This window comes from Tahibacter amnicola, from assembly GCF_025398735.1.
In the GTDB taxonomy this organism is placed as follows: Bacteria; Pseudomonadota; Gammaproteobacteria; order Xanthomonadales; family Rhodanobacteraceae; genus Tahibacter; species Tahibacter amnicola.
Genome location: NZ_CP104694.1, coordinates 5,049,643 through 5,069,119 on the forward strand (window position 1 = coordinate 5,049,643; position 19,477 = coordinate 5,069,119).

Annotated in this window: 17 protein-coding genes and 1 tRNA gene; 16 read left to right on the forward strand and 2 right to left on the reverse strand. The window is 64.0% G+C overall.

The genetic code is table 11. From position 1 onward, the window contains the following. The first annotated feature begins 149 nt into the window (after positions 1-149). The 14 genes from asnS to N4264_RS19890 all read left to right on the forward strand — a co-directional run bounded on the left by asnS (position 150) and on the right by N4264_RS19890 (position 13,419). Positions 150-1,550, forward strand: coding sequence for an asparagine--tRNA ligase (gene asnS, locus N4264_RS19825; RefSeq protein ID WP_261693959.1), 1,401 nt, complete (start codon positions 150-152; stop codon positions 1,548-1,550). Between the two features lie 7 nt (positions 1,551-1,557). Beyond that, positions 1,558-1,863 carry a hypothetical protein gene (locus N4264_RS19830; protein WP_261693960.1) on the forward strand — a complete coding sequence of 102 codons (306 nt, stop codon included), beginning with the start codon at positions 1,558-1,560 and terminating at the stop codon, positions 1,861-1,863. Continuing rightward, a complete protein-coding gene (locus tag N4264_RS19835; RefSeq protein ID WP_261693961.1) occupies positions 1,860-2,198 on the forward strand; it encodes a hypothetical protein in 339 nt (112 codons plus the stop codon). Before N4264_RS19830 ends, N4264_RS19835 begins: the two co-directional genes overlap by 4 nt. 27 nt (positions 2,199-2,225) lie before the next feature. Continuing rightward, on the forward strand, positions 2,226-3,014 hold the full coding sequence (locus tag N4264_RS19840; RefSeq protein ID WP_261693962.1) for an SDR family oxidoreductase: 789 nt from the start codon (positions 2,226-2,228) through the stop codon (positions 3,012-3,014). Between the two features lie 101 nt (positions 3,015-3,115). After that, positions 3,116-4,567, forward strand: coding sequence for an aldehyde dehydrogenase (locus N4264_RS19845; protein WP_261693963.1), 1,452 nt, complete (start codon positions 3,116-3,118; stop codon positions 4,565-4,567). Positions 4,568-4,618: 51 nt separating this feature from the next. After that, a complete protein-coding gene (gene can, locus N4264_RS19850) occupies positions 4,619-5,284 on the forward strand; it encodes a carbonate dehydratase (protein ID WP_261693964.1) in 666 nt (221 codons plus the stop codon). Positions 5,285-5,325: 41 nt separating this feature from the next. Next, positions 5,326-6,648: a hypothetical protein gene (locus N4264_RS19855; protein WP_261693965.1), complete on the forward strand. Its 1,323-nt coding sequence runs from the start codon at positions 5,326-5,328 to the stop codon at positions 6,646-6,648. Beyond that, complete coding sequence (locus N4264_RS19860; RefSeq protein WP_261693966.1) at positions 6,645-7,070, forward strand: RidA family protein; 426 nt, start codon at positions 6,645-6,647, stop codon at positions 7,068-7,070. Before N4264_RS19855 ends, N4264_RS19860 begins: the two co-directional genes overlap by 4 nt. A gap of 23 nt (positions 7,071-7,093) precedes the next feature. Further along, positions 7,094-7,615, forward strand: a complete 522-nt coding sequence (locus N4264_RS19865; RefSeq protein WP_261693967.1) for a 3-hydroxyanthranilate 3,4-dioxygenase — start codon at positions 7,094-7,096, stop codon at positions 7,613-7,615. Positions 7,616-7,723: 108 nt separating this feature from the next. Next, positions 7,724-8,731 (forward strand): amidohydrolase family protein, encoded by a 1,008-nt coding sequence (locus N4264_RS19870; RefSeq protein ID WP_261693968.1) that lies wholly within the window; start codon positions 7,724-7,726, stop codon positions 8,729-8,731. Between the two features lie 11 nt (positions 8,732-8,742). Beyond that, positions 8,743-9,267 (forward strand): hypothetical protein, encoded by a 525-nt coding sequence (locus N4264_RS19875; RefSeq protein WP_261693969.1) that lies wholly within the window; start codon positions 8,743-8,745, stop codon positions 9,265-9,267. Positions 9,268-9,270: 3 nt separating this feature from the next. Beyond that, positions 9,271-10,554 (forward strand): kynureninase, encoded by a 1,284-nt coding sequence (kynU, locus tag N4264_RS19880; RefSeq protein WP_261693970.1) that lies wholly within the window; start codon positions 9,271-9,273, stop codon positions 10,552-10,554. 145 nt (positions 10,555-10,699) lie between these two features. Beyond that, positions 10,700-12,895: a YwqG family protein gene (locus N4264_RS19885; RefSeq protein ID WP_261693971.1), complete on the forward strand. Its 2,196-nt coding sequence runs from the start codon at positions 10,700-10,702 to the stop codon at positions 12,893-12,895. A 56-nt stretch (positions 12,896-12,951) separates the two neighbouring features. Then, entirely contained in the window at positions 12,952-13,419 is a 468-nt protein-coding gene (locus N4264_RS19890) for a tetratricopeptide repeat protein (RefSeq protein WP_261693972.1), read from the forward strand. A gap of 330 nt (positions 13,420-13,749) precedes the next feature. On the opposite strand, the gene N4264_RS19895 is transcribed toward N4264_RS19890, so the two are convergent. Beyond that, positions 13,750-14,694 carry a transposase gene (locus N4264_RS19895; protein WP_261693973.1) on the reverse strand — a complete coding sequence of 315 codons (945 nt, stop codon included), beginning with the start codon at positions 14,692-14,694 and terminating at the stop codon, positions 13,750-13,752. Positions 14,695-15,676: 982 nt separating this feature from the next. Between N4264_RS19895 and N4264_RS19900 the strand changes: the two genes are divergently transcribed. Continuing rightward, positions 15,677-17,347 (forward strand): tail fiber domain-containing protein, encoded by a 1,671-nt coding sequence (locus N4264_RS19900; RefSeq protein ID WP_261693974.1) that lies wholly within the window; start codon positions 15,677-15,679, stop codon positions 17,345-17,347. Here the strand turns inward: N4264_RS19900 and N4264_RS19905 are convergent. Continuing rightward, positions 17,323-17,414, reverse strand: a tRNA-Gly gene (locus N4264_RS19905). The two genes, N4264_RS19900 and N4264_RS19905, sit on opposite strands and share 25 nt — an antisense overlap. A gap of 370 nt (positions 17,415-17,784) precedes the next feature. Between N4264_RS19905 and N4264_RS19910 the strand changes: the two genes are divergently transcribed. Next, positions 17,785-19,197 carry a delta-60 repeat-containing protein gene (locus N4264_RS19910; RefSeq protein ID WP_261693975.1) on the forward strand — a complete coding sequence of 471 codons (1,413 nt, stop codon included), beginning with the start codon at positions 17,785-17,787 and terminating at the stop codon, positions 19,195-19,197. Positions 19,198-19,477: the final 280 nt, after the last annotated feature.

Genomic DNA, 19,477 nt, shown 5'->3' on the forward strand with positions numbered 1-19,477 from the left:
GCCTGACCCTGCCAAATGCGGCCGCCCCCCGCCGATTCAACCGCTGGACGCGCTGCCGCGACCGCCGATGAACCCGGGTCGTGGCAGTTCCGCTATCATCCCGCGCTTTACAGGTGCTCGTTCAGCGCCCCAGTTTGCGGAGTGGAACCATGTCGGCAGTCAGCATCAAGGAGGCCCTGTCGGGCCGCCGTCCCGAAGGCAGCGAAGTCACCGTCAAAGGATGGGTTCGCACCCGCCGCGACTCAAAAGCCGGCCTTTCCTTTGTCAATCTCAGCGATGGCTCCTGCTTCGACGCGATCCAGATCGTCGTGCCCAACACCCTGGCCAACTACGATTCGGACGTGCTCAGGCTTACCGCCGGCTGCGCCGTGATCGCCACGGGCACCCTCGTCCCTTCGCAGGGCAAGGGCCAGAACTTCGAAATGCAGGCCAGCGCCATCGAGGTCACCGGCTTCGTCGACGATCCGGAAACCTATCCGATCCAACCCAAGCCCCATTCGATGGAGTTCCTGCGCGAAGTGGCCCACCTGCGCCCGCGTACCAATGTCTTCGGTGCCATCACGCGGGTACGTCATTCCCTCGCCCAGGCGGTCCACCGCTTCTTCCACGAAAACGGCTTCTACTGGGTCAACACGCCCATCATCACCACGAGCGACGCCGAGGGCGCGGGCCAGATGTTCCGCGTCTCCACGCTGGATATGGCCAATCTGCCGCGCACCGAAAAGGGCGCCGTGGATTTTGACAAGGACTTCTTCGCCAAGGACGCCTTCCTCACCGTCTCCGGCCAGCTCAACGTCGAGGCGTACTGCCTGGCGCTGTCAAAGGTCTACACCTTCGGTCCGACGTTCCGCGCCGAGAACTCCAACACCTCGCGCCATCTGGCGGAGTTCTGGATGATCGAGCCGGAAATTGCGTTCGCTGACCTGGCCGCCGATGCCGATCTCGCCGAAGCCCTGCTCAAGTACGTGTTCAAGGCAGTGCTCGAGGAGCGCGCCGACGACATGGCCTTCTTCGTCGATCGCGTGGAAAAGACCGCCATTTCCCGTCTGGAACATTTCATCAACTCGCCGTTCGAACGCATCGACTACACCGATGCGGTGAAGATCCTCCAGAACTCCGGCAAATCCTTCGATTTCCCCGTGGAATGGGGGGTTGACCTGCAAACCGAACACGAACGCTTCCTGGTCGAGCAGCACGTCGGGCGCCCGGCCGTCGTGATGAACTATCCGGAACAGATCAAGGCGTTCTACATGCGTATGAACGACGACGGCAGGACCGTCGCCGCGATGGACATCCTGGCGCCCGGCATCGGCGAAATCGTCGGCGGCTCGCAGCGCGAAGAACGCCTGGAACTGCTCGATGCACGCATGGCCAAGATGGGCATCGATGCGGCCCACTACCAGTGGTACCGCGACCTGCGCCGCTACGGCACCGTGCCGCATGCCGGCTTTGGACTGGGTTTTGAGCGGCTGGTGGTCTACACCTGCGGCCTGGCCAATATCCGCGACGCGATTCCCTACCCGCGCGTCCCCGGTCACGCGGAATTCTGAGGCGACCATGCTATTCCTGATGCTGGTCGCGCTGGCAGTGGCGGTGGCGGGCGCCACTGCCTACCTGATGTCCTGGCCGCTGGTTGCCACGCAGTTGCGCGACCGGCACCCGGCGCAGCGCCCCCTGGTGGGCGTCACGCCGTTCTCGCCGGGCGGCTTTGTCTGGTTCCTGCGTTTTGCCTGGCGCCGGCTGGGCGACAAGGATCTGAGCTTCCTCGCCTTTCCCGCCAGCGTGGCCGCCTGGGGCATTGCCGTCGGCAGCGCGCTGACCATCCTGACCTACCTGCTGCGCAAAAGTGGAATTGTCGTATGACCAACGAATTGCCTGAGACGGAGAGCCCCGCCCCCGCGCATTCCTACTGGTGGTGCGCCGGTTTCGGCGACACGCTGATCTGGGCGCGCCTGGACGTCCACGAAAGCGGAGTGGCCGAAGTCTTCGGCGCGACGGGCGAATACCTGCGGTACGACGACGAGACTGCCGCGCGCATGGCCCTGCTCGACGCCGAATTCCGCGAATTCGACGGGCTCGACGAAGAAGATGCCGCCGTGATGGGCTTCGACCTGGACACGATGGAACCACCGCGCGCCGACAGCGACGATGAACTGCTGCCGCGCATGGTGCACAAGATCGCCCGCGGCCTCGGCTGACACTTTCCTCTTCACGCAAGGAGCCCCATGAATCTCGATCTCACCGGCAAGCACGCCCTGGTGTGCGGAGGTTCCCAGGGAATCGGCCGCGCCGCAGCGACGGAACTGGCCCAGCTGGGCGCCAATGTCACCTTGCTGGCGCGCAGCGCCGACACACTCCAGGCGCTGGTCGGCCAGCTCCCGCGCACGCATGCCGCCCAGAGCCACGCGTACATCGCGGTCGACATGGCAGACCTTGCCGCACTGCGTGCGAAAGTCGAGGCCACCGCGACTGCTGCGCCGATCCAGATCCTGGTCAACAACACCGGCGGTCCGCCGGGCGGCCTGGCCCACGGCGCCGACGCCGCCGCCTTTCTTGATGCCTTCCACCAGCACCTGCTCGCCAACCAGACCCTGGTGCAGGCCGTTCTGCCGGGAATGCGCGCCGCCGCCTACGGCCGCATCATCAACGTGATTTCCACGTCGGTGAAAGAGCCCATCAAGAACCTGGGCGTTTCCAATACCATTCGCGGCGCCGTCGCCAGCTGGTCAAAGACGCTCGCATCGGAACTGGGCCCGCACGGCATCACGGTGAACAACGTGCTGCCCGGCTATACGCGGACGCAACGCCTGGAACAGATCATCGGCGAACGCGTGAAGGTTTCCGGCAAGAGCGCCACCGAAATCGAACAGGCGATGCTCGCAAGCGTGCCGGCCGGCCGCTTCGCGCAACCGGAGGAAGTCGCCGCGGCCATCGCATTCCTGGCCTCGCCCGCCGCCGGCTACATCAATGGCATCAATGTCCCCGTCGACGGCGGTCGCACCTTGTCACTGTAGCCGCACTGCGCCGGTTTGCACCACGGGCCGGCGTGTGCAGAAAACCCCGACTGACCGCTCGGCAATGCCGGTCTGACTCTGCAACGGGCTAAGCTTTCGGTATGAGCGAACTGCAGCTGCTGAACCTGATAGACGGTCAATTGCGCGAACCGCTTGGCGGTGAATACCTGGAGGTCTTTGAACCCGCGACAGGGACGGCCTATGCCCGTTGCCCGCGTTCGGGCGCCGCTGACGTCGAGCAGGCGGCCGCCGCTGCCCGCGCGGCCGCGCCGCAATGGGCGGCCATGCCCGCCGGCAAGCGCGCCGAGTGCATGGAGCGCCTGGCCGCGCTGATTGAAGCGCGTGCCGAAGCGTTTGCGCAGGCCGAATCGCGCGACACGGGCAAGCCGCTCGCCCTGGCAGCCAGCGTGGATATCCCGCGCGCAGTCAGCAATCTCCGCTTCTTTGCAGCCGCCATCACCCAGTGGTCGAGCGAAGCGCACGCGATGGAGGACAGGGCGCTCAACTACACCTTGCGGCAGCCGCTCGGCGTGGTCGGATGCATCAGTCCCTGGAACCTGCCGCTGTATTTGTTCACCTGGAAGATCGCGCCGGCCCTGGCCGCGGGCAACACCGTCATCGCCAAGCCGTCCGAAGTGACGCCCGTCACCGCTGCCCTGCTCGCACAGGCAAGCATTGAAGCCGGTTTTCCGCCTGGCGTCCTCAACATCGTGCACGGCGACGGCAGCAGTGCCGGCCAGGCGATCGTCGATGCCAGCGCGGTAAAGGCGATTTCGTTCACCGGCTCCACCCGCGTTGGCGCCGCCATTGCTGCCAGCGCAGCGCCGCGCTTCAAGAAAACATCGCTGGAACTGGGCGGCAAGAACGCCACCCTGGTCTTTGCCGACTGGGACGACAGCGACGCCAACCTGTCGACGCTGATCCGCTCCGCCTTCTCGAACCAGGGGCAGATCTGCCTGTGCGGATCGCGCATCCTGGTGGAACGGTCCATCTACGCTGCATTCCGCGAACGCTTCGTTGCCCGCGCAGCCGCACTGCGGGTCGGCGACCCGACGCAGCCCGATACCGACCTCGGTGCCGTCGTTTCGCAGGTGCACCACGAGAAGATCCTCGGCAGCATCGCCCTGGCCCGCGAAGAAGGCGGGACTGTCCTGACGGGCGGCCACGCCGTCACCGTTCCCGGTCGCTGCGAGAAGGGCTGGTTCGTGGCTCCGACGGTGATCGAAGGGCTGGGCCCGGCCTGCCGCACCAACCAGGAAGAAATCTTCGGCCCCGTCGTCACGCTCCAGCCCTTCGACACCGACGAAGAAGCCGTTTCCCTGGCCAATGCGACCAGCTATGGCCTCGCCGCCTCGGTATGGACGCGCGACCTGGCGCGGGCCCATCGCGTCGCAGCGCAGCTGGAAAGCGGCATCGTCTGGATCAACTGCTGGATGCTGCGCGACCTGCGTACCCCCTTCGGCGGTGTGAAGAACTCCGGCGTCGGCCGCGAAGGCGGCACCGAGGCGCTGCGCTTCTTCACCGAAGCCAAGAACGTTTGTATACAACTGTAGGCATCGTCGCATTTCGCGGGCGATATCACTCCTTCTGCAGAACCGGAACCGATGACTGATCTCAACGAACTGCTGGAACGAAATCGCAACTGGGCTGAGCGCGTGCGCACGCAAGACCCGGGCTTCTTCAAACGTCTGTCGCGGCAGCAGGCTCCCAAGTACCTGTGGATCGGCTGCTCCGACAGCCGCGTTCCGGCCAACCAGATCATGGACATGCAGCCGGGCGAAGTATTCGTACACCGCAATGTTGCCAACGTCGTGGTGCACACGGATCTGAACTGCCTGAGCACGATCCAGTTCGCCGTGGACATGCTCAAGGTCGAGCACATCATGGTGGTCGGCCATTACGGATGCAGCGGCGTGCACGCCAGCCTGTCCGGCCTGCGCGTGGGCCTGGCTGACAACTGGCTGCGCCATGTCGGCGACGTGGCCCAGAAACATTCGGGGCTGCTGACCGGCATCGAACTGGACTCGCTGCGCCACGCCCGCCTGTGCGAGCTCAACGTGATCGAGCAGGTACTTAACGTCTGCCAGACGACCATCGTGGAAGACGCCTGGGCGCGCGGCCAGCAGCTGTCCGTGCACGGCTGGATCTATGGCCTCCTGGATGGACGAATTACGGACCTGGGGATTACCGTAGCAGCACGCGACGAAGTGCCCGACGTCTATGCCCGCAGTGTGCAGCGACTGCACCAGGGTCTCAAACACGGGCTCTGACCAAACAAAGGCGGCGCGCATCAGCCACGGCGGAGGTTTCCATGACGCATACGCTACCGGGAATCCTGTTTGCGCTCGCGCTCGGCACGGGCGCCGCCACGGCAGCGCCCCAGCCGGGCACATCGTCCAGCAAATCGGAAGAATGGCGGGCGCAACAACGCGCCGCCGTGGAGAAATCGGAAAATCTCCTCGGCCAGGCGGAAAAACAGAAAGGCCTGCTGGCCCAGTACACCTTGCTGCGCGGCGCCTACAACGCGGACGAGAGCGCCCATTTCCGGTTGATTTTCAGCCAGTACGTGAGCTGGTACGAAAGCTTCATCGGCGCCTATGACGAGGCCCGTACGACGTTTTCCATCCGCCAGCCCGCCGCCGACGACGATGCAGCCTCGCCCTTCGAGGACGCGTCGCTGCACGCCGAGGATGCCGTCGAAGCAATCACGCGCCTGTCGGAGGGCCGCAAGGCCGTCTTCTTCAACGAGGCGCACAACGCGCCGGTCACGCGCGTTCTCACCGTGCAGATGCTCGAAAAGCTGCGCAAACAAGGCTTCAATACATTCGCCGCCGAAACCCTCTATCCGGGCGATACCACGCTCGGCGAGCGCGGCTACCCCATCGCGGACAGCGGCTTCTACACGCGCGAACCGATCTATGCCGAGATGGTCCGCACCGCACTGAAGCTGGGGTATCGCGTCGTCTCCTACGAATCCGAATCCCAGAAGGGTGGCAACGAACGGGAACGCGAACAGGCGCAAAATCTGTACAACGCCAGCTTCAAGCAGGATCCGAAAACGCGCCTGGTCGTCAATGCCGGTTATGCGCACATCCAGGAGTCGGGGAAGTACCTGGGGGGTGAATCGATGGCGCAACATTTCGCGCGCATCGCCCGGATCGATCCCCTGACCATCGAACAGACCATGCTGATCGAGCACGATACCGCCAGCAAGGATCACCCCTATTTCCGCACCTATGCGGCAAGCAGCCGGCGATCGGTGGCAACGGTCTTCATGACCTCGAAGAACAAGGCCTGGACACTCAAGCCCGATCTCTACGATGTCAGCGTCTTCCTGCCGGTGACTGATCACGAGCGCGACCGTCCGACATGGCTGGCACTGGGCGGGCTGCGCACGTCGTACCAGGTCGGCGCGGAACTGTGCCGCGGACAGCTTCCCTGCCTGCTGGAAGCCCGCTACATCGAAGAGGACAGCGATGCCGTTCCTGCCGACCGGCTCGTCGTATCGCGCCTGCAGCAGGTCAGCCATCTCTACCTGCGCCCCGGACGCTATCGCCTGAGTAGCAGCAATCTCGACAACGAAACCATTGCCAGCGTCAACATCACCGTTACGGCCGACGGAAAGAATCCATGACCAGCATCATCCAGACCGAGCTCGCTCCGCAGCCCGTGGGCGCCTATCCGCATGCACGCCGTGTCGGCGAGCTGCTGTTCCTGTCCGGCGTCGGACCGCGCAAACCAACGACGAACGAAATTCCCGGCAATGTATACGATGACGACGGCCGCCTGGTCGCCTACGACATCGAAGCCCAGTGCCGCCAGGTATTCGCCAATGTACGCACCATCCTGGAAGCCTCCGGCGCCGCCTGGGAAGACCTGGTCGACGTCACCGTCTTCCTGACCGACATGTCACGCGACTTCAAGACCTACAACCGCCTGTACGCCGAGCACTTCCCGGGCGCGAACCAGCCATGCCGCACCACGCTGGGCATCAGCGCGTTGCCGACGGCGATCGCCATCGAACTCAAGTGCATCGCCGCCCTGGGCGGCCGTTGATCCTGCCCCCAAGGCACTCGCCCATGACCCTACCCCTGCCCCTGAATTTCCAGCACTGGATCGACGAACACCGCCACCTGCTGAAGCCGCCGGTTGGCAACAAGTGCATTTATGACGGCGACTTCATCGTCATGGTGGTCGGTGGACCGAATGTACGCAGCGATTACCACTACGACGAAGGCCCGGAATTCTTCTACCAGCTGGAGGGCAGCATGGTGCTGCGTATCCAGGAAGGCGGGCAGCCGCGTGACATTCCGATCAACGCCGGCGAGATCTTCTACCTGCCGCCCCGCGTGCCGCATTCCCCCCAGCGCAGCGCGAATTCCGTCGGCCTGGTGATCGAACGCAAGCGTCTACCGGGCGAGCGCGACGGTCTGATGTGGTACTGCGATGCGTGCAACCACAAACTGCACGAAGAGTTCTTTGTCCTGGGCAACGTCGAGACCGATTTTCCGCCCGTGTTCGAGCGCTACTACCGCTCCCTGGAGGCGCGAACCTGCAAGGCCTGCGGGCACGTCAATCCGGCTCCGGCCAGATACGCCTGATCAACGCCCGACTCGCCTGCAAGCCCGCAACCCGGCCACATGCCAGCCTCGCGCTGGCCGCTATCGGCCAGTCGCGACCCGCCCCAATCCTGGCTACACTCGGCGCTTATGCTCAAGATCGATACGCACGCCCACATATTGCCGCGCGATTGGCCCAATCTGGCCGAGAAATACGGCGACGACCGCTTCCCGGTGATCATCCACACCGATGGACGCCATCGCATCTACAAAGATGGGAAGTTCTTCCGCGAAATCTGGCCCAATACCTGGGATCCTGCGCTGCGTATCGCCGACTACGCGAAATTCGGCGTGCAAGCGCAGGTGATCTCCACGGTGCCTGTGCTGTTTTCCTATTGGGCCAAGCCGCACCAGGCTCTGGAACTGCACCGGCACCTCAATGACCACACCGCCGAGATCTGCCGCCAGCATCCGCGTCACTACGCCGGCATCGGTACCGTCCCTCTCCAATCGCCGCACCTGGCCATCCAGGAAATGCAGCGCTGCGTGGAGCAGTTGGGCCTCAGCGGTGTGCAGATCGGCTCGCATATCGAGAACTGGAATCTCGACGCGCCGGAGCTCTTCCCGTTCTTCGAGGCGGCCTCGGACCTGGGTGCCGCCATCCTCGTGCATCCCTGGGACATGATGGGACGCGAGACAATGCCCAAGTACTGGCTGCCGTGGCTGGTAGGCATGCCCGCCGAACAGTCGCGCGCGGCCTGCAGCCTGATTTTTGGCGGCGTCCTCGAGCGACTGCCAGACCTGCGCGTCTGCCTGGCGCACGGCGGTGGTTCGTTTCCCTACACTATCGGACGCATCGAGCACGGCTTCCGTATGCGACCGGACCTGGTCGCGACCGACAATGCGCGCAACCCGCGCGAGTATTTCAGCCGGCTCTTCTTCGATTCCTGCGTGCACGACCCGCAGGCTCTGCGCTATCTCATCGACGTTGTCGGTGCAGACCGCGTGATGCTCGGCACCGACTACCCCTTCCCGCTCGGCGAGCAGGAACCCGGCAGCGGCATCGCCGCGCTGAACCTGGACGAATCGCGCAGCGGCCGTCTCTATCACGGCACCGCCCTGGAATGGTTGGGGCTGCCGACATCCCGATTCGCCTGACGGAGGCCACCATGAAGCGCTCTTTTCGCACACTCCTCGCCGCCACGACGTTTCTGGCGACCCTCGCCCAGGCCAACGCCGGGAACGGCAACTTCGCCCTCAACGGCGGCCTGATCAATTTCACCGCGCCGTCGGAATGGCCGGTCATCATGCAGATGAGCGAGGGTAATCCGCAGGTGATCGCGTTCCAGGTGAAAGACCCCGCCGATACCGGCACCGGCGAGGCCTCGCGCGTGAGTGTGACCACGCGCAAGATCGACGACGCGCAGGCCTTCCAGCAGTTCGTCAATACATCGCTGGAGAAAGCGCGCCAGACGCCCGGGTACGAACACCAGACCAAGAGCGACAGCAACACGCTGCGCTACACCGGCCTCAACGCCAAGACAAAATACGCTTATCGCGAAAACTACTTCTATAAAAACGGTGTCGCCGTGCAGCTGCGCTGCGTGCACCCGCTACTGAAGGAGACGACGTCGGCCTGGCTCAACGCGTTTGAGCAAGGCTGCGACCAGATCGCCACGTCGCTGCAGAAGTAAGCCATGAACTACCCGCAGGACTTCCGTGCCGATGAGTCCTGGGCCCTCGCCCAGGATGCCGCTGATCCGCTGTGCACCTTCCGCAGCGAGTTCCACATTCCCCGTCACGGTGACGAGGAACAGGTCTACCTGTGTGGCAACTCCCTCGGCCTGCAGCCGCGCGCCACGCGACAGGCTTTGCTCGACGAGCTGGACGACTGGCAGTCACTCGCCGTCGAGGCACACTTCCGCGGCCGCCATCCGTGGATGCCCTATCACAGTTTCGTCCGCGATCACCTGGCGGAACTCGTCGGCGCGCAGCCGGGCGAAGTCGTCGCCATGAATTCGCTCAGCGCAAACCTGCACCTGATGATGGTGAGCTTCTACCGCCCCACCGCGGAACGCCACGCCATCCTGGTCGAGAAACGCGCCTTTCCCTCTGACCGCTACGCGGTCGAGTCGCAAATCCGCTTCCATGGGTTCGACCCGGCAACCGCGCTGATCGAACTGGAGGCGGATGAACCCAACGGCACGATCTCCGACGCCGCACTCGCCCGGGCCATCGAGGAACACGGCAACCGCATCGCCCTCGTCCTCTGGCCCGGCGTCCAGTACCTCACCGGGCAGGTATTCGATCTCAAGGGCATCACTGCGCTTGCGCACCGCAAGGGATGCGTCGTCGGATTCGACCTGGCTCATGCGGTGGGCAACGTACCCGTCGACCTCCACGACAGCGGCTGCGACTTCGCCGTCTGGTGCCACTACAAGTACGTCAATTCCGGTCCAGGCGCCGTTGCCGGCTGCTTCGTGCACGAACGTCACGCGCGGACCGACCGGCCGCGGTTTGCCGGCTGGTGGGGGCATGACCAGAGCCTGCGTTTTCGCATGGAACCGGAATTCATCCCTACACCCGGCGCAGACGGCTGGCAGCTCTCCAATCCGCCGATCCTTGCGCTTGCACCGGTGCGCGTTTCGCTCGAGATCTTTCACCGCGCCGGTATGGGTCGCCTCCGCGACAAGTCAAAGGCGATGACAGCCGGGCTCGCCCACCTGATTGAGCGTGAGGTGGACAACGTCCTGGATATCCTCACGCCGTCCGAACCCGGGCGCCGAGGCAGCCAGCTCAGCCTGCGCGTCAAGGGAGACAGGAATGCCGGGCGTTCCCTGTTCGACCATCTCGCCGCCCAGGGAATCATCGGCGACTGGCGCGAGCCAAATGTCATCCGCGTGGCGCCGACGGCGCTTTACAACCGTTACATGGACGCCGTGCGGTTTGTGCGCGCCGTAAAAGACTGGTCGCAACGCTGACCCAGCCGCGTCGGTTCCCCTCCAAAGCCCAGGCCCCGTGCCTGGGCTTTGCCGTTCCTGCGGCCGGCCCTTTGTAACGAACTGGCACGAGTTGCCCACCCCATGTACGCCTAGTATTCGCCTGTCACCAGTACGCACGGCGGCCATGAGCATCCACAGCAACCTGCGCGAAACCGTGATTTCCCTGTCAGACGGCTCGCAGCTGTTGATCACCCTGGACCGGCGTGAAGACTACTATGCGGCCATTCGCGACACGTCGCTGAGTTACGCCTGGCTGCTACCGCCCGATGGTGGACCGCGCCGGGACCTGCTGGGGGTGCTTTCCAACAGTCTGGTGCCTGATCGGGCGAAGTCGCGCCATGCGCGCGAACTCGCCGCTGCGCAACGCCACGCCGCCCGGAATCGTAGCGGCCGCGAAAAACAGCGCTGCCTGGACAATGCCACCCGCCATGACTGGGAAGCCGGCCAGTACGCCATGTTCTCCCGCGGCATGCCCCATGCCGTCGCCGAGCTCGCGCCAGGCGTCCTGATCGCGGGATTTGACTGGGGTCGACCGAACGCCCGCTTTCGCTGCATCGACATCCTGCGGGAACAGGCGCTCTTCGACATTGACGGCCCTGAACTGGACCGCCTTTTCGGCAATATTCGCTACTTCCGGCGCAGCGCGGAGGAGCGGAGCTTGCTCGATTCCGTGCGTCAACAGCATCCGGAACTGAGAGCGCACCTACCGCCCAGTGGCGGGATGCTACCCAGCCGCACCTATCTCGTCACAGCCCACCGCGAATACGCGCTATTTCTTCTGGGCGGCCTGGGGCTGGTGCTGACCTGCTGGTCCGAGGGCCGTTTGAAACCGTTGCACGCGCTGCAGCTCGGGCACTACTACCGGCACCGCAGCGCGGTGTTCTGTCGCAATCAGCTGATCGCGCTCGGCTGCCGGCACACCGACCGGCACGCATCCCTGCACGTCATTGATCCAGTGAGCGGCGAAACCCGGCATTCGATCGCGTTCGAACCCTCGTGGATACCGGATTCCGTCGTCGGTTGCGATGCAACCGGCATGATCGCCCTGTCAGGCTCCGGCGGCCGGGTGCGGCTGCTTGAACTGGATACATTGGCCACCCGCGACCTCGCCGCCTGCCGCGGGCTCGGCAAGGAATACTCCGCAGACCTGGCGCTATCTCCCGATGGACGCTGGTTGCTGGCAACCGCCCACCTGGGTGTCATGACATTGACGGATCTGCGAGACCTGCGCTCCGTCGAGCTGCCGCTGCCCGAGGCAGAGCGGCGTGAACCGGCGGACTACTCGACATTTCCGACACCGCTGATTCGGATTGCTGGCTATTACCTCGATAGCACGCAGGTTGGTCATCTGCACAGTGGCCACATTCACGTCCAATCCATCGATTCGCTGGCATTCCGGCCCGGCGCGCCAGACGTACCGCTCCCCCCACTCAAAGCGCCTCACGATGCAGTCAACCACGCCCTGACACTCGGGTTTTCCGCGCTTGCCGACTGTTTACGCCGCTGGGTACGCCAGCCGTGCCAACTCAGTGTGAAAGCCGTTCACGACGAAATTCCCGAACTGGGCACTACCCGCGTCGGCGGCTACCCGGACCTGCCCATCGGTACGCGCTGGCCGCGCCACAACGGCAGGCCGATGCAGTGCCTGGCCCAGATCGATCTTTCCGACCTGCCGGGCACACTCGCGGCCAGCGGGTTCCCTGCTACCGGCTTGCTGACCTTCTTTATCGCATTGGAACCCGATCTCCCGACGGCGCGGTTCCACGACCCGGACCAGTCCCCTGGCAACGTGCGCGTGCTCTACACCCCCGAGGGCACGCCCCTCGAGCGCATCCGCTCCACCTGGGATCGAGGAACACCGGCGGCCGATATCGTGATGCCAAGCTGCGCCGCCCGCTTCGCCACACTGCCGATCGACCTTCCCGCCATCGACAGCGCCCGCGTACGGCAGGCCCGGCTCTCCCCCGGCGAGCGCGACCTGTATGCCGAACTGCTCGAACACCTCCACGCCGTCGCGCCCGGGCATCGCTATCACTTCATCGGCGGCAACGCACGTCTCATCCAGTGCGGCGATCCCGCCGACGAAGCCGAACGCATCGTTCGCGGTATCGACCGCTACCAGCTCCAGATCGACGATCCCGCGCTCGCCGCCGACGTTCTGCGCGCCAGCACGGACTGGGTGCAGCTGGCTCAATTTGACAGCTGCAGCGAAGCCGGCTGGGAATGGGGCGATGGCGGCGTCCTGCATTGGATGATCCGCGAAGACGATCTGCGCCACGGTTGCTTCGATCGCGTCATCATGACGTTTGAATGCCATTGACGCATCGCGTACCGTCTCCGCCTGCAGCGCAGAGCGACAGCAAGGCAGAAACCACCATGGAGAAGGTCGACCTCTTCACCGCAGGCATCCTGGCCCGCGAAAACGGCCACTTCGACGAAGCCCTGCACCTGTTCCGGACAGGCGCAGCCGAGGGCAACACCGATTGCATGAGCGCCCTGGCCCTGATGTACGACACAGGCTGCGGCGTCATCCGCGACGTACGCCAGTCGATTTACTGGGACATCATGGCCATACGCCGCGGATCCACGCTCTCGCTGTTCAACCTCGCCGTCAGCTTCCGCAGCCTCGGCAGGATTCGACAGACGCGTCGCTACTTTGAACGGAGCCTGGCCAAAGGCGAAAGCGAAGCAGCCCTTGAACTGGCGAAGCTCTATAGCGTGAGCGACAAAGAATCCGCAACAGTCGCCCGGTACTTGAAAATCGTCCTGGATGCCCCTGCGCACACGACCTCCCAACAATGCCGCGAAGAGGCAGAGCGGATGCTGCGCGCGTTGGAGGCCTGAGAAGCAACCCGGCATCCCGGTCGCCCCCAATCCAGGCCAACCACGATTCGGAAAATTCCGACACCCCGCTTCGACGCTGTCGACTGCTGCCGTGCTCATCCAGGAATGCCATTCGAGCAGCCATTCCAGGACAACCACAAATCGGAATATTCCGAGGCAGCAGCCGCTACACCTAACTCCCGATGAGCACAAACCCGTTTGCATGCCGCGTTCACTTGCCTGGCGCCGCATCTACCTGGCCACCAGCATTCGCCCACAGGAGAACAAAGCCCGGACACGACACGCCAAGGCCCGGCCTACGTGTGGCCGTTTGAACTGCACACCGATCAGTCACTCCGAACTGCAGATCCTCGCCGACTCGCAGAGTCTTCGGGGACGATGACCGCCTCCCTTCAACCAACGCTGCCCCAGTTCCCGCGCCTTTTCCTCAAGCGCCCGCAGGGATCCCACTGCGCGCCAGTAGCGGGATTGGATCGTGAATACTTCCGCGCACCACGCATCCGGTGTCACTTGGATCACGCGCAACACCTTGGGCGGCCCTCCCGTCCCTGCACCTGACCTGTCAGGGCTGCGGGAGTGACGGGTCCATTCGACCAGCCGAACATACTCCTGCGCGCTCAACGAGAATGTGCGATCAGCCACCCCCGCAACGGGCCGAAGCACGTCAGCGCTATCGATCTGCTGCAAACGACGGCGAATCGAGGTATGCCTGGAGGAAGCCAGGTTCTCCGCTATCCCTGCCCGGATTGGATTCAGGTCGACATACGCCATGCACGCCAGCACTGCTGCATCATCCAGCAAGGCCTGACAGTAGTAGCGCCCCTCCCAGAAACGCCCGCGGCAGGCGTCTTCCCGATTCGCGCGACGCGCAATAGGCTCGTTGAGGCATCGCATGAACCACGGCAGCGAGCACAGACGCTCGCGATAGCGCGCGACCAGATCGGCATTCGACGCGATCTGGGCAGCACGTAGGGCGCAGGCGACTTCGTCGACGCGGTTGTCGCGGCGAACCGGGCAAAGCGCCAACCACCGCCGGGCCACCTCCTCCGGCGACCACGAAATCGCCACAGCGGGAGCAACGTGTGCGACCACGTGGACGTGATTGCTCATCACCGCATAGGCATGCACGCCGATGGCGAAGATCTGCGCCAGCTCGTACAGGCGGTCTTCAATCCATTGCTTGCGGTGATCAAAAGACCGTTCGGAAAATCGATCTTTCCCGCAAAGAAATGCCTGACGGACGCACCGGGAGATGCAGTGATAGTCACCGGCCACGCCGGGCGGAACCATGTGATGTCTGGGGGCGCTCATATCCCCACATTGCCGCACGGACCAATTACGTGAATCAGCAAAATTCTGGCAACGGGCTCGGAATTCTCCGAATCGTGGTTGGCCCGGACGGGATCTGGAACACAGGGTGTCCTCGTCAGGCCCGGCCGCAGCGAGCCCCCGTGCGAAACGACACGTGCAACACAACGCCGGCCAACGCGACCGCCCGGTGTGAAACAACGCCGAGCAGTACACGTCCCAGCACGGTCCTCGCCAGCAGCCCTCTTACCAGTGGCGAAACGAGGGAAGATCGGGAGACACCAAGTGAAGCGGATCGCATTTTTCCTCCAGGACTGATCGGAGCCGCCTTGCTCGCGGCTGCAGAAGACACATCGCACTTCCACAGGACGGAATGCGGGGGCGACAACTGTCAGCGGAAGACTGGTGACAATTCACGGGTCCGGGGATGCGATGACGCTGCTGTCGGATTGCCCCGGTTTGTGCAGCTGGGGATCGGAATCGCCATCGTCAATGCGTCGTGTGCACTGCCCCGCGGATTGAAGGGCATACCTGTTCCGTCATTGCCGTCACTGCGCTACCACGCGTTCCACCTCAAGCGCGCGCCCCGCCAAGCTACGGCACGACAGCTTGTGCAGGATCTCCTCCATCACGCCAACGACTGGAAGCGTTCCTGAGTGACTCCACTCACTTCAAGCCGGCGTGGGCCCCGTCGCGTGCCGAGCCGCGGCCGCCAGCCACCACGATGAGCCCGGTAGATAATTTCCAATCTTCCAATTGCCTTACACTACAGTTTGCTCGCCATGCTCCATCGCATGGCGGCAAGTCGCCCGAGACATGAGCCCGCCATGTCGACCGCTTCCTGAAGCGGTCGCAAGACCGGGGCTTCCAGGGTTGAATCCGGCACCAGCCCTGTGACGGGCCCTGTTTGCACGTCCAGCCGGCCCGTTCGCCTGCAAGGAGCCGCATCATGAACCTGTTCACGTACGTGCCACGGCCGCTCGCTCTCGCACTGGGCATCGCCATCTCCGCAACCTGCCTGACAGCGACGGCCGCGCAGACCATCTACGATCCAGACGGCATCCGTTTTCTTCCCGCGATGGCAGCGCCCGCTTATCAGCTCCGGGTCACAGGTCCCGGCGGATTCCGCTACGAGCAGGTCTTTGCCGGTGGCGAGACGATACGGGCCCAACCGGTCGCGTCCGGTTGGGCCGACGGGCAGTACCTGTATGAACTTTTCCCCTTTCCGGGTGCGCCTGCGCGTGTCCGGGAGAATGGCAGCACTTCCGCGAACGAATCTATGTCGCCGGAAAGCGGGGGATTCATCGTGCACGGTGGCACGGTTCTGGCGGACGTTCCGATCGCCGGCACCAGCAATCGTGAGCACAGCGCGCGCGACCAGGTGATCGCCGACGATCTTATCGTGCAAGGTCGGGTCTGTGCCGGGCAAAACTGCACGAACGGCGAGCCTTTCGGCGCGTCGACGCTGCTGCTCAAGGCCGATGACACACGGATCACGTTCGACGACACGTCAACTGCACCGGGCGCCGCGGCCAATGACTGGCAACTGTCGGCCAACGAAAGCACCAACCCGGGCCTGAGCAAGTTTTACCTCGAGGACCTGACCGGCGCGACTATTCCATTCTCGGTCATGTCCGGCGCGCCGACGAACAGCCTGTTCATCAGCGCGGCTGGTGATATCGGCGTGCGTACCAGCACCCCCTTTCTGGATCTGCACTTGTTCAGCACCGAATCGCCGGGAGTCCGACTGGAACAGGTATCCGGGTTCGGCAACCAGACCTGGGACATGGCCGGCAATGAGGCCAACTTTTTCGTCCGTGACGTCACCGGCGGCAATCGGCTGCCGTTCCGCATTCGTCCGGGTGCGGGAACCAGCTCCCTGGACATCAGTGGATCCGGCTACGTCGGCTTGAATACCGCGGCGCCATCCGCGCGACTGCATGTCGACAGCAGCGACGGCACCTCCCAGGTGAAAGTCACTGACACCAGCGCCTCCACTGGCCCGCGCGACCTTTTGCGCCTGGAGAACAATGGGCCGACACGTTTGCGCATGCGCAATACGGCAACGGGCAGCGAATGGAGCTTCAACGCACACGATACCGATTTGCGCATCACGCCGGCAGGCGCGGCGGTCGTGGCTCTCACGCTGCAACCCGGAGGCAACCTGATTATCGCCGGCACGCTGACGCAGCTGTCGGACCGCAATGCCAAGGAGAACTTCCGCCCCCTCGACCACAAAGCGCTGCTGGCGAAGATCGCCGAACTTCCGATCAGCGAATGGAACTTCAAGCACGAGGGCAAGACGGTGCGCCACGTCGGACCTATGGCGCAGGATTTCCGCGCGGCGTTCGGCCTGGGGGATGATGACACCCACATCGCGCCCCTGGACACCTCGGGCATCGCGCTGGCGGCCGTGCAGGGCCTGCAGCAGGAACTCGCCGCACGCGACCGGGCCCTGGCGGAACGCGACCGCCGTATCGCCGATCTGGAGGCACAGGTGGCCCGAATCGAACGCATCACGCAGCAACTGGTCCGCCTGCAGGAACCGGCCGACACGCACGAGCAACATGCCGTCGTGGCACCATCTGTCACAGCTGGCCTGGCCGGCAGGACTCCGTAGACGTCCGTCTTGCGCGCCACGCCGGAAGCGTGGCGCGCTACCGGCTTACGAGATAGCGCCCAGCCACGGCGAAGGCAATAGCATGCCCTGGCCCGTCGGAATTGCCCCCGCCAATCCATCGGAATACCCCGAATCATGGCAGGCACGATTCGACAGGCACCCTGCCGGCGTCTGCCCTGAGGCGCGCGCCGCCCGATCAATGCCAGGCCGGGCATCAGAAACTTCCGAATCATGGCAGGCACAATGCGCGCCTCCGGTCACGAGGTGGAAAAGCGGACGCCTGCGGCCTGTCGGAATTTGCCCTGCCACTTCATCGGAAAACCCCGAATGATGGCAGGCGCGATCTCTGCGCTGGGAGCACCTGGTCCATTCCGAAGTCGTGATCCCTCCCCATGGCAACCTGCGTATGTGACGACAACCATCCACGGAGTCGTCCCATGCGCTCGTTTCTGCAAGCCGCCGCCCTGGCCTCCGCCGTCCTTTGCGGATCTGCGTACGCCGCCGATGGCGAGCTCGACCCCACTTTCGGAACGGATGCCGAGTTTCCCGGCTACGGGTTCTACCTCAATCCCAACGGCGCGCCGGACAACACCCTTGATACCGTCGGCGCCATCGTCAAGCGGCCGGACGGCAAGATCTGGGTGATCGGACGCATGAAAGCACCGGGCGCCTATCGGTTGAGCCTGTACCTGGTCCGTGAGAACGGCTATCCGGAAACCGGGTTTGGCGATCTGGGCCTGCGGACTGTCGTAGCTCCGTGCACCGATTTCACAGTTGGCGATGCCACACTCGACGCCCAGGGTCGGCTCGTGGTCGCTATCGACCGCTGTAGCGATTTCATGGTGTATCGCTTCCTGCCCAACGGCGACCTCGATACGGATCTTGCCGGCAGCGGTGTCCTGACGGTGCCGTTCAACCAGGGTGGTGATAACCAGGACGTCAGCCAACGAGTTGCCACCACGCCGGAAGGCAACATCATCGTGGCCGGGTCGGTCACCACCGCATCGGTCAACCAATTGGGCATCGCGCATTTCACGGCGACGGGGCAGCCTGTACCCGGTTTCGGCAACGGCGGAAAAGTGCAGATGCCATTTGAGTGGCAGGTATCGGAAATCTTCGGCGTCCATGGACTTGGACGAATGGCCGACGGACGCATCGTCGTCGCCGGCACGCTTTCAGAGACCTCCCAGGCCGTGTCCGACAAGAAGCAATTCGTCGTGCGACTACTGGCAAACGGCAACGTGGACCCGTCCTACGGGAACGTGTCGCCTGGCATCTCGAAGATCAATCTGAAATCGCCGCTGGGTGTTACGCAGTCACCGCGGACATTCGGCGCCATGGTCGAACCCAACGGATCGGTCATCCACGTCGGGTCCATTCTCTCCAGCCAGGTCAGCTCCAGCACCGACATGTTCGTTCTGCGCTGGCGACCGGACGGACAGCTGGACACCACGATCGGCGCGCACGGGGTTCGACAGTACGCACTGGACTTCGCCGGCCCCAATCCGTCGAACCCCGATCACAACGGCGAAGGTGCCGATCGGATCGTGCGCCAGGCCAACGGCCAGTACGTCATCGTCGGCGGCAGCGTCATCGGGGACTACTACGCAACAGCCGTCCTGCGCGTAAATCGCGATTTCAGCGTTGATACCCGGTTCGGCAATGGTGGAAAGATCCAGCACCTGGTGCAGGTCTCCACCAACGGTCAGCACGGGCAAGGTGCCAGCGCAGTGATGCTTCAGCCGGGCCGTATCACGGTCGGCGGGTCGGCATTCACCGGCTTCAACGGCCGCGTACAGATGATGTTCGGCATGCAGCACGACGAAGTGTTTGCAGACCCGTTTGACTGATGCGTTACGCTCGCACGGTGTATCGCCATCACATCAGTCTGGCAGAACGGTCTCTCCCGCTGTCCCTGAGGACCCGGAAGGGATGCGGCGTGCCGCAGTGAAAGCGATTCAGTATCTTGAACTTTTTTCTTTTGCCGCCTGGAAGTAGCAGCATTTTCGAGCGCCGCAGCGCCGAAATCCGTCCAATTCGATCGGCATGGCGAATGCTTGCGTTGCAAGGGCGACCGTTCCGTCGCGAGCAGCCTGCCGACCCCTCCCCTCCCCCATCGGCGCGCTGCTT

Bases quoted from the DNA above. Each gene is read 5' to 3' on its own strand.
- asnS (WP_261693959.1), top strand. From the start codon at position 150: ATGTCGGCAGTCAGCATCAAGGAGGCCCTGTCGGGCCGCCGTCCCGAA.
- N4264_RS19830 (WP_261693960.1), top strand. From the start codon at position 1,558: ATGCTATTCCTGATGCTGGTCGCGCTGGCAGTGGCGGTGGCGGGCGCC.
- N4264_RS19835 (WP_261693961.1), top strand. From the start codon at position 1,860: ATGACCAACGAATTGCCTGAGACGGAGAGCCCCGCCCCCGCGCATTCC.
- N4264_RS19840 (WP_261693962.1), top strand. From the start codon at position 2,226: ATGAATCTCGATCTCACCGGCAAGCACGCCCTGGTGTGCGGAGGTTCC.
- N4264_RS19845 (WP_261693963.1), top strand. From the start codon at position 3,116: ATGAGCGAACTGCAGCTGCTGAACCTGATAGACGGTCAATTGCGCGAA.
- can (WP_261693964.1), top strand. From the start codon at position 4,619: ATGACTGATCTCAACGAACTGCTGGAACGAAATCGCAACTGGGCTGAG.
- N4264_RS19855 (WP_261693965.1), top strand. From the start codon at position 5,326: ATGACGCATACGCTACCGGGAATCCTGTTTGCGCTCGCGCTCGGCACG.
- N4264_RS19860 (WP_261693966.1), top strand. From the start codon at position 6,645: ATGACCAGCATCATCCAGACCGAGCTCGCTCCGCAGCCCGTGGGCGCC.
- N4264_RS19865 (WP_261693967.1), top strand. From the start codon at position 7,094: ATGACCCTACCCCTGCCCCTGAATTTCCAGCACTGGATCGACGAACAC.
- N4264_RS19870 (WP_261693968.1), top strand. From the start codon at position 7,724: ATGCTCAAGATCGATACGCACGCCCACATATTGCCGCGCGATTGGCCC.
- N4264_RS19875 (WP_261693969.1), top strand. From the start codon at position 8,743: ATGAAGCGCTCTTTTCGCACACTCCTCGCCGCCACGACGTTTCTGGCG.
- kynU (WP_261693970.1), top strand. From the start codon at position 9,271: ATGAACTACCCGCAGGACTTCCGTGCCGATGAGTCCTGGGCCCTCGCC.
- N4264_RS19885 (WP_261693971.1), top strand. From the start codon at position 10,700: ATGAGCATCCACAGCAACCTGCGCGAAACCGTGATTTCCCTGTCAGAC.
- N4264_RS19890 (WP_261693972.1), top strand. From the start codon at position 12,952: ATGGAGAAGGTCGACCTCTTCACCGCAGGCATCCTGGCCCGCGAAAAC.
- N4264_RS19900 (WP_261693974.1), top strand. From the start codon at position 15,677: ATGAACCTGTTCACGTACGTGCCACGGCCGCTCGCTCTCGCACTGGGC.
- N4264_RS19910 (WP_261693975.1), top strand. From the start codon at position 17,785: ATGCGCTCGTTTCTGCAAGCCGCCGCCCTGGCCTCCGCCGTCCTTTGC.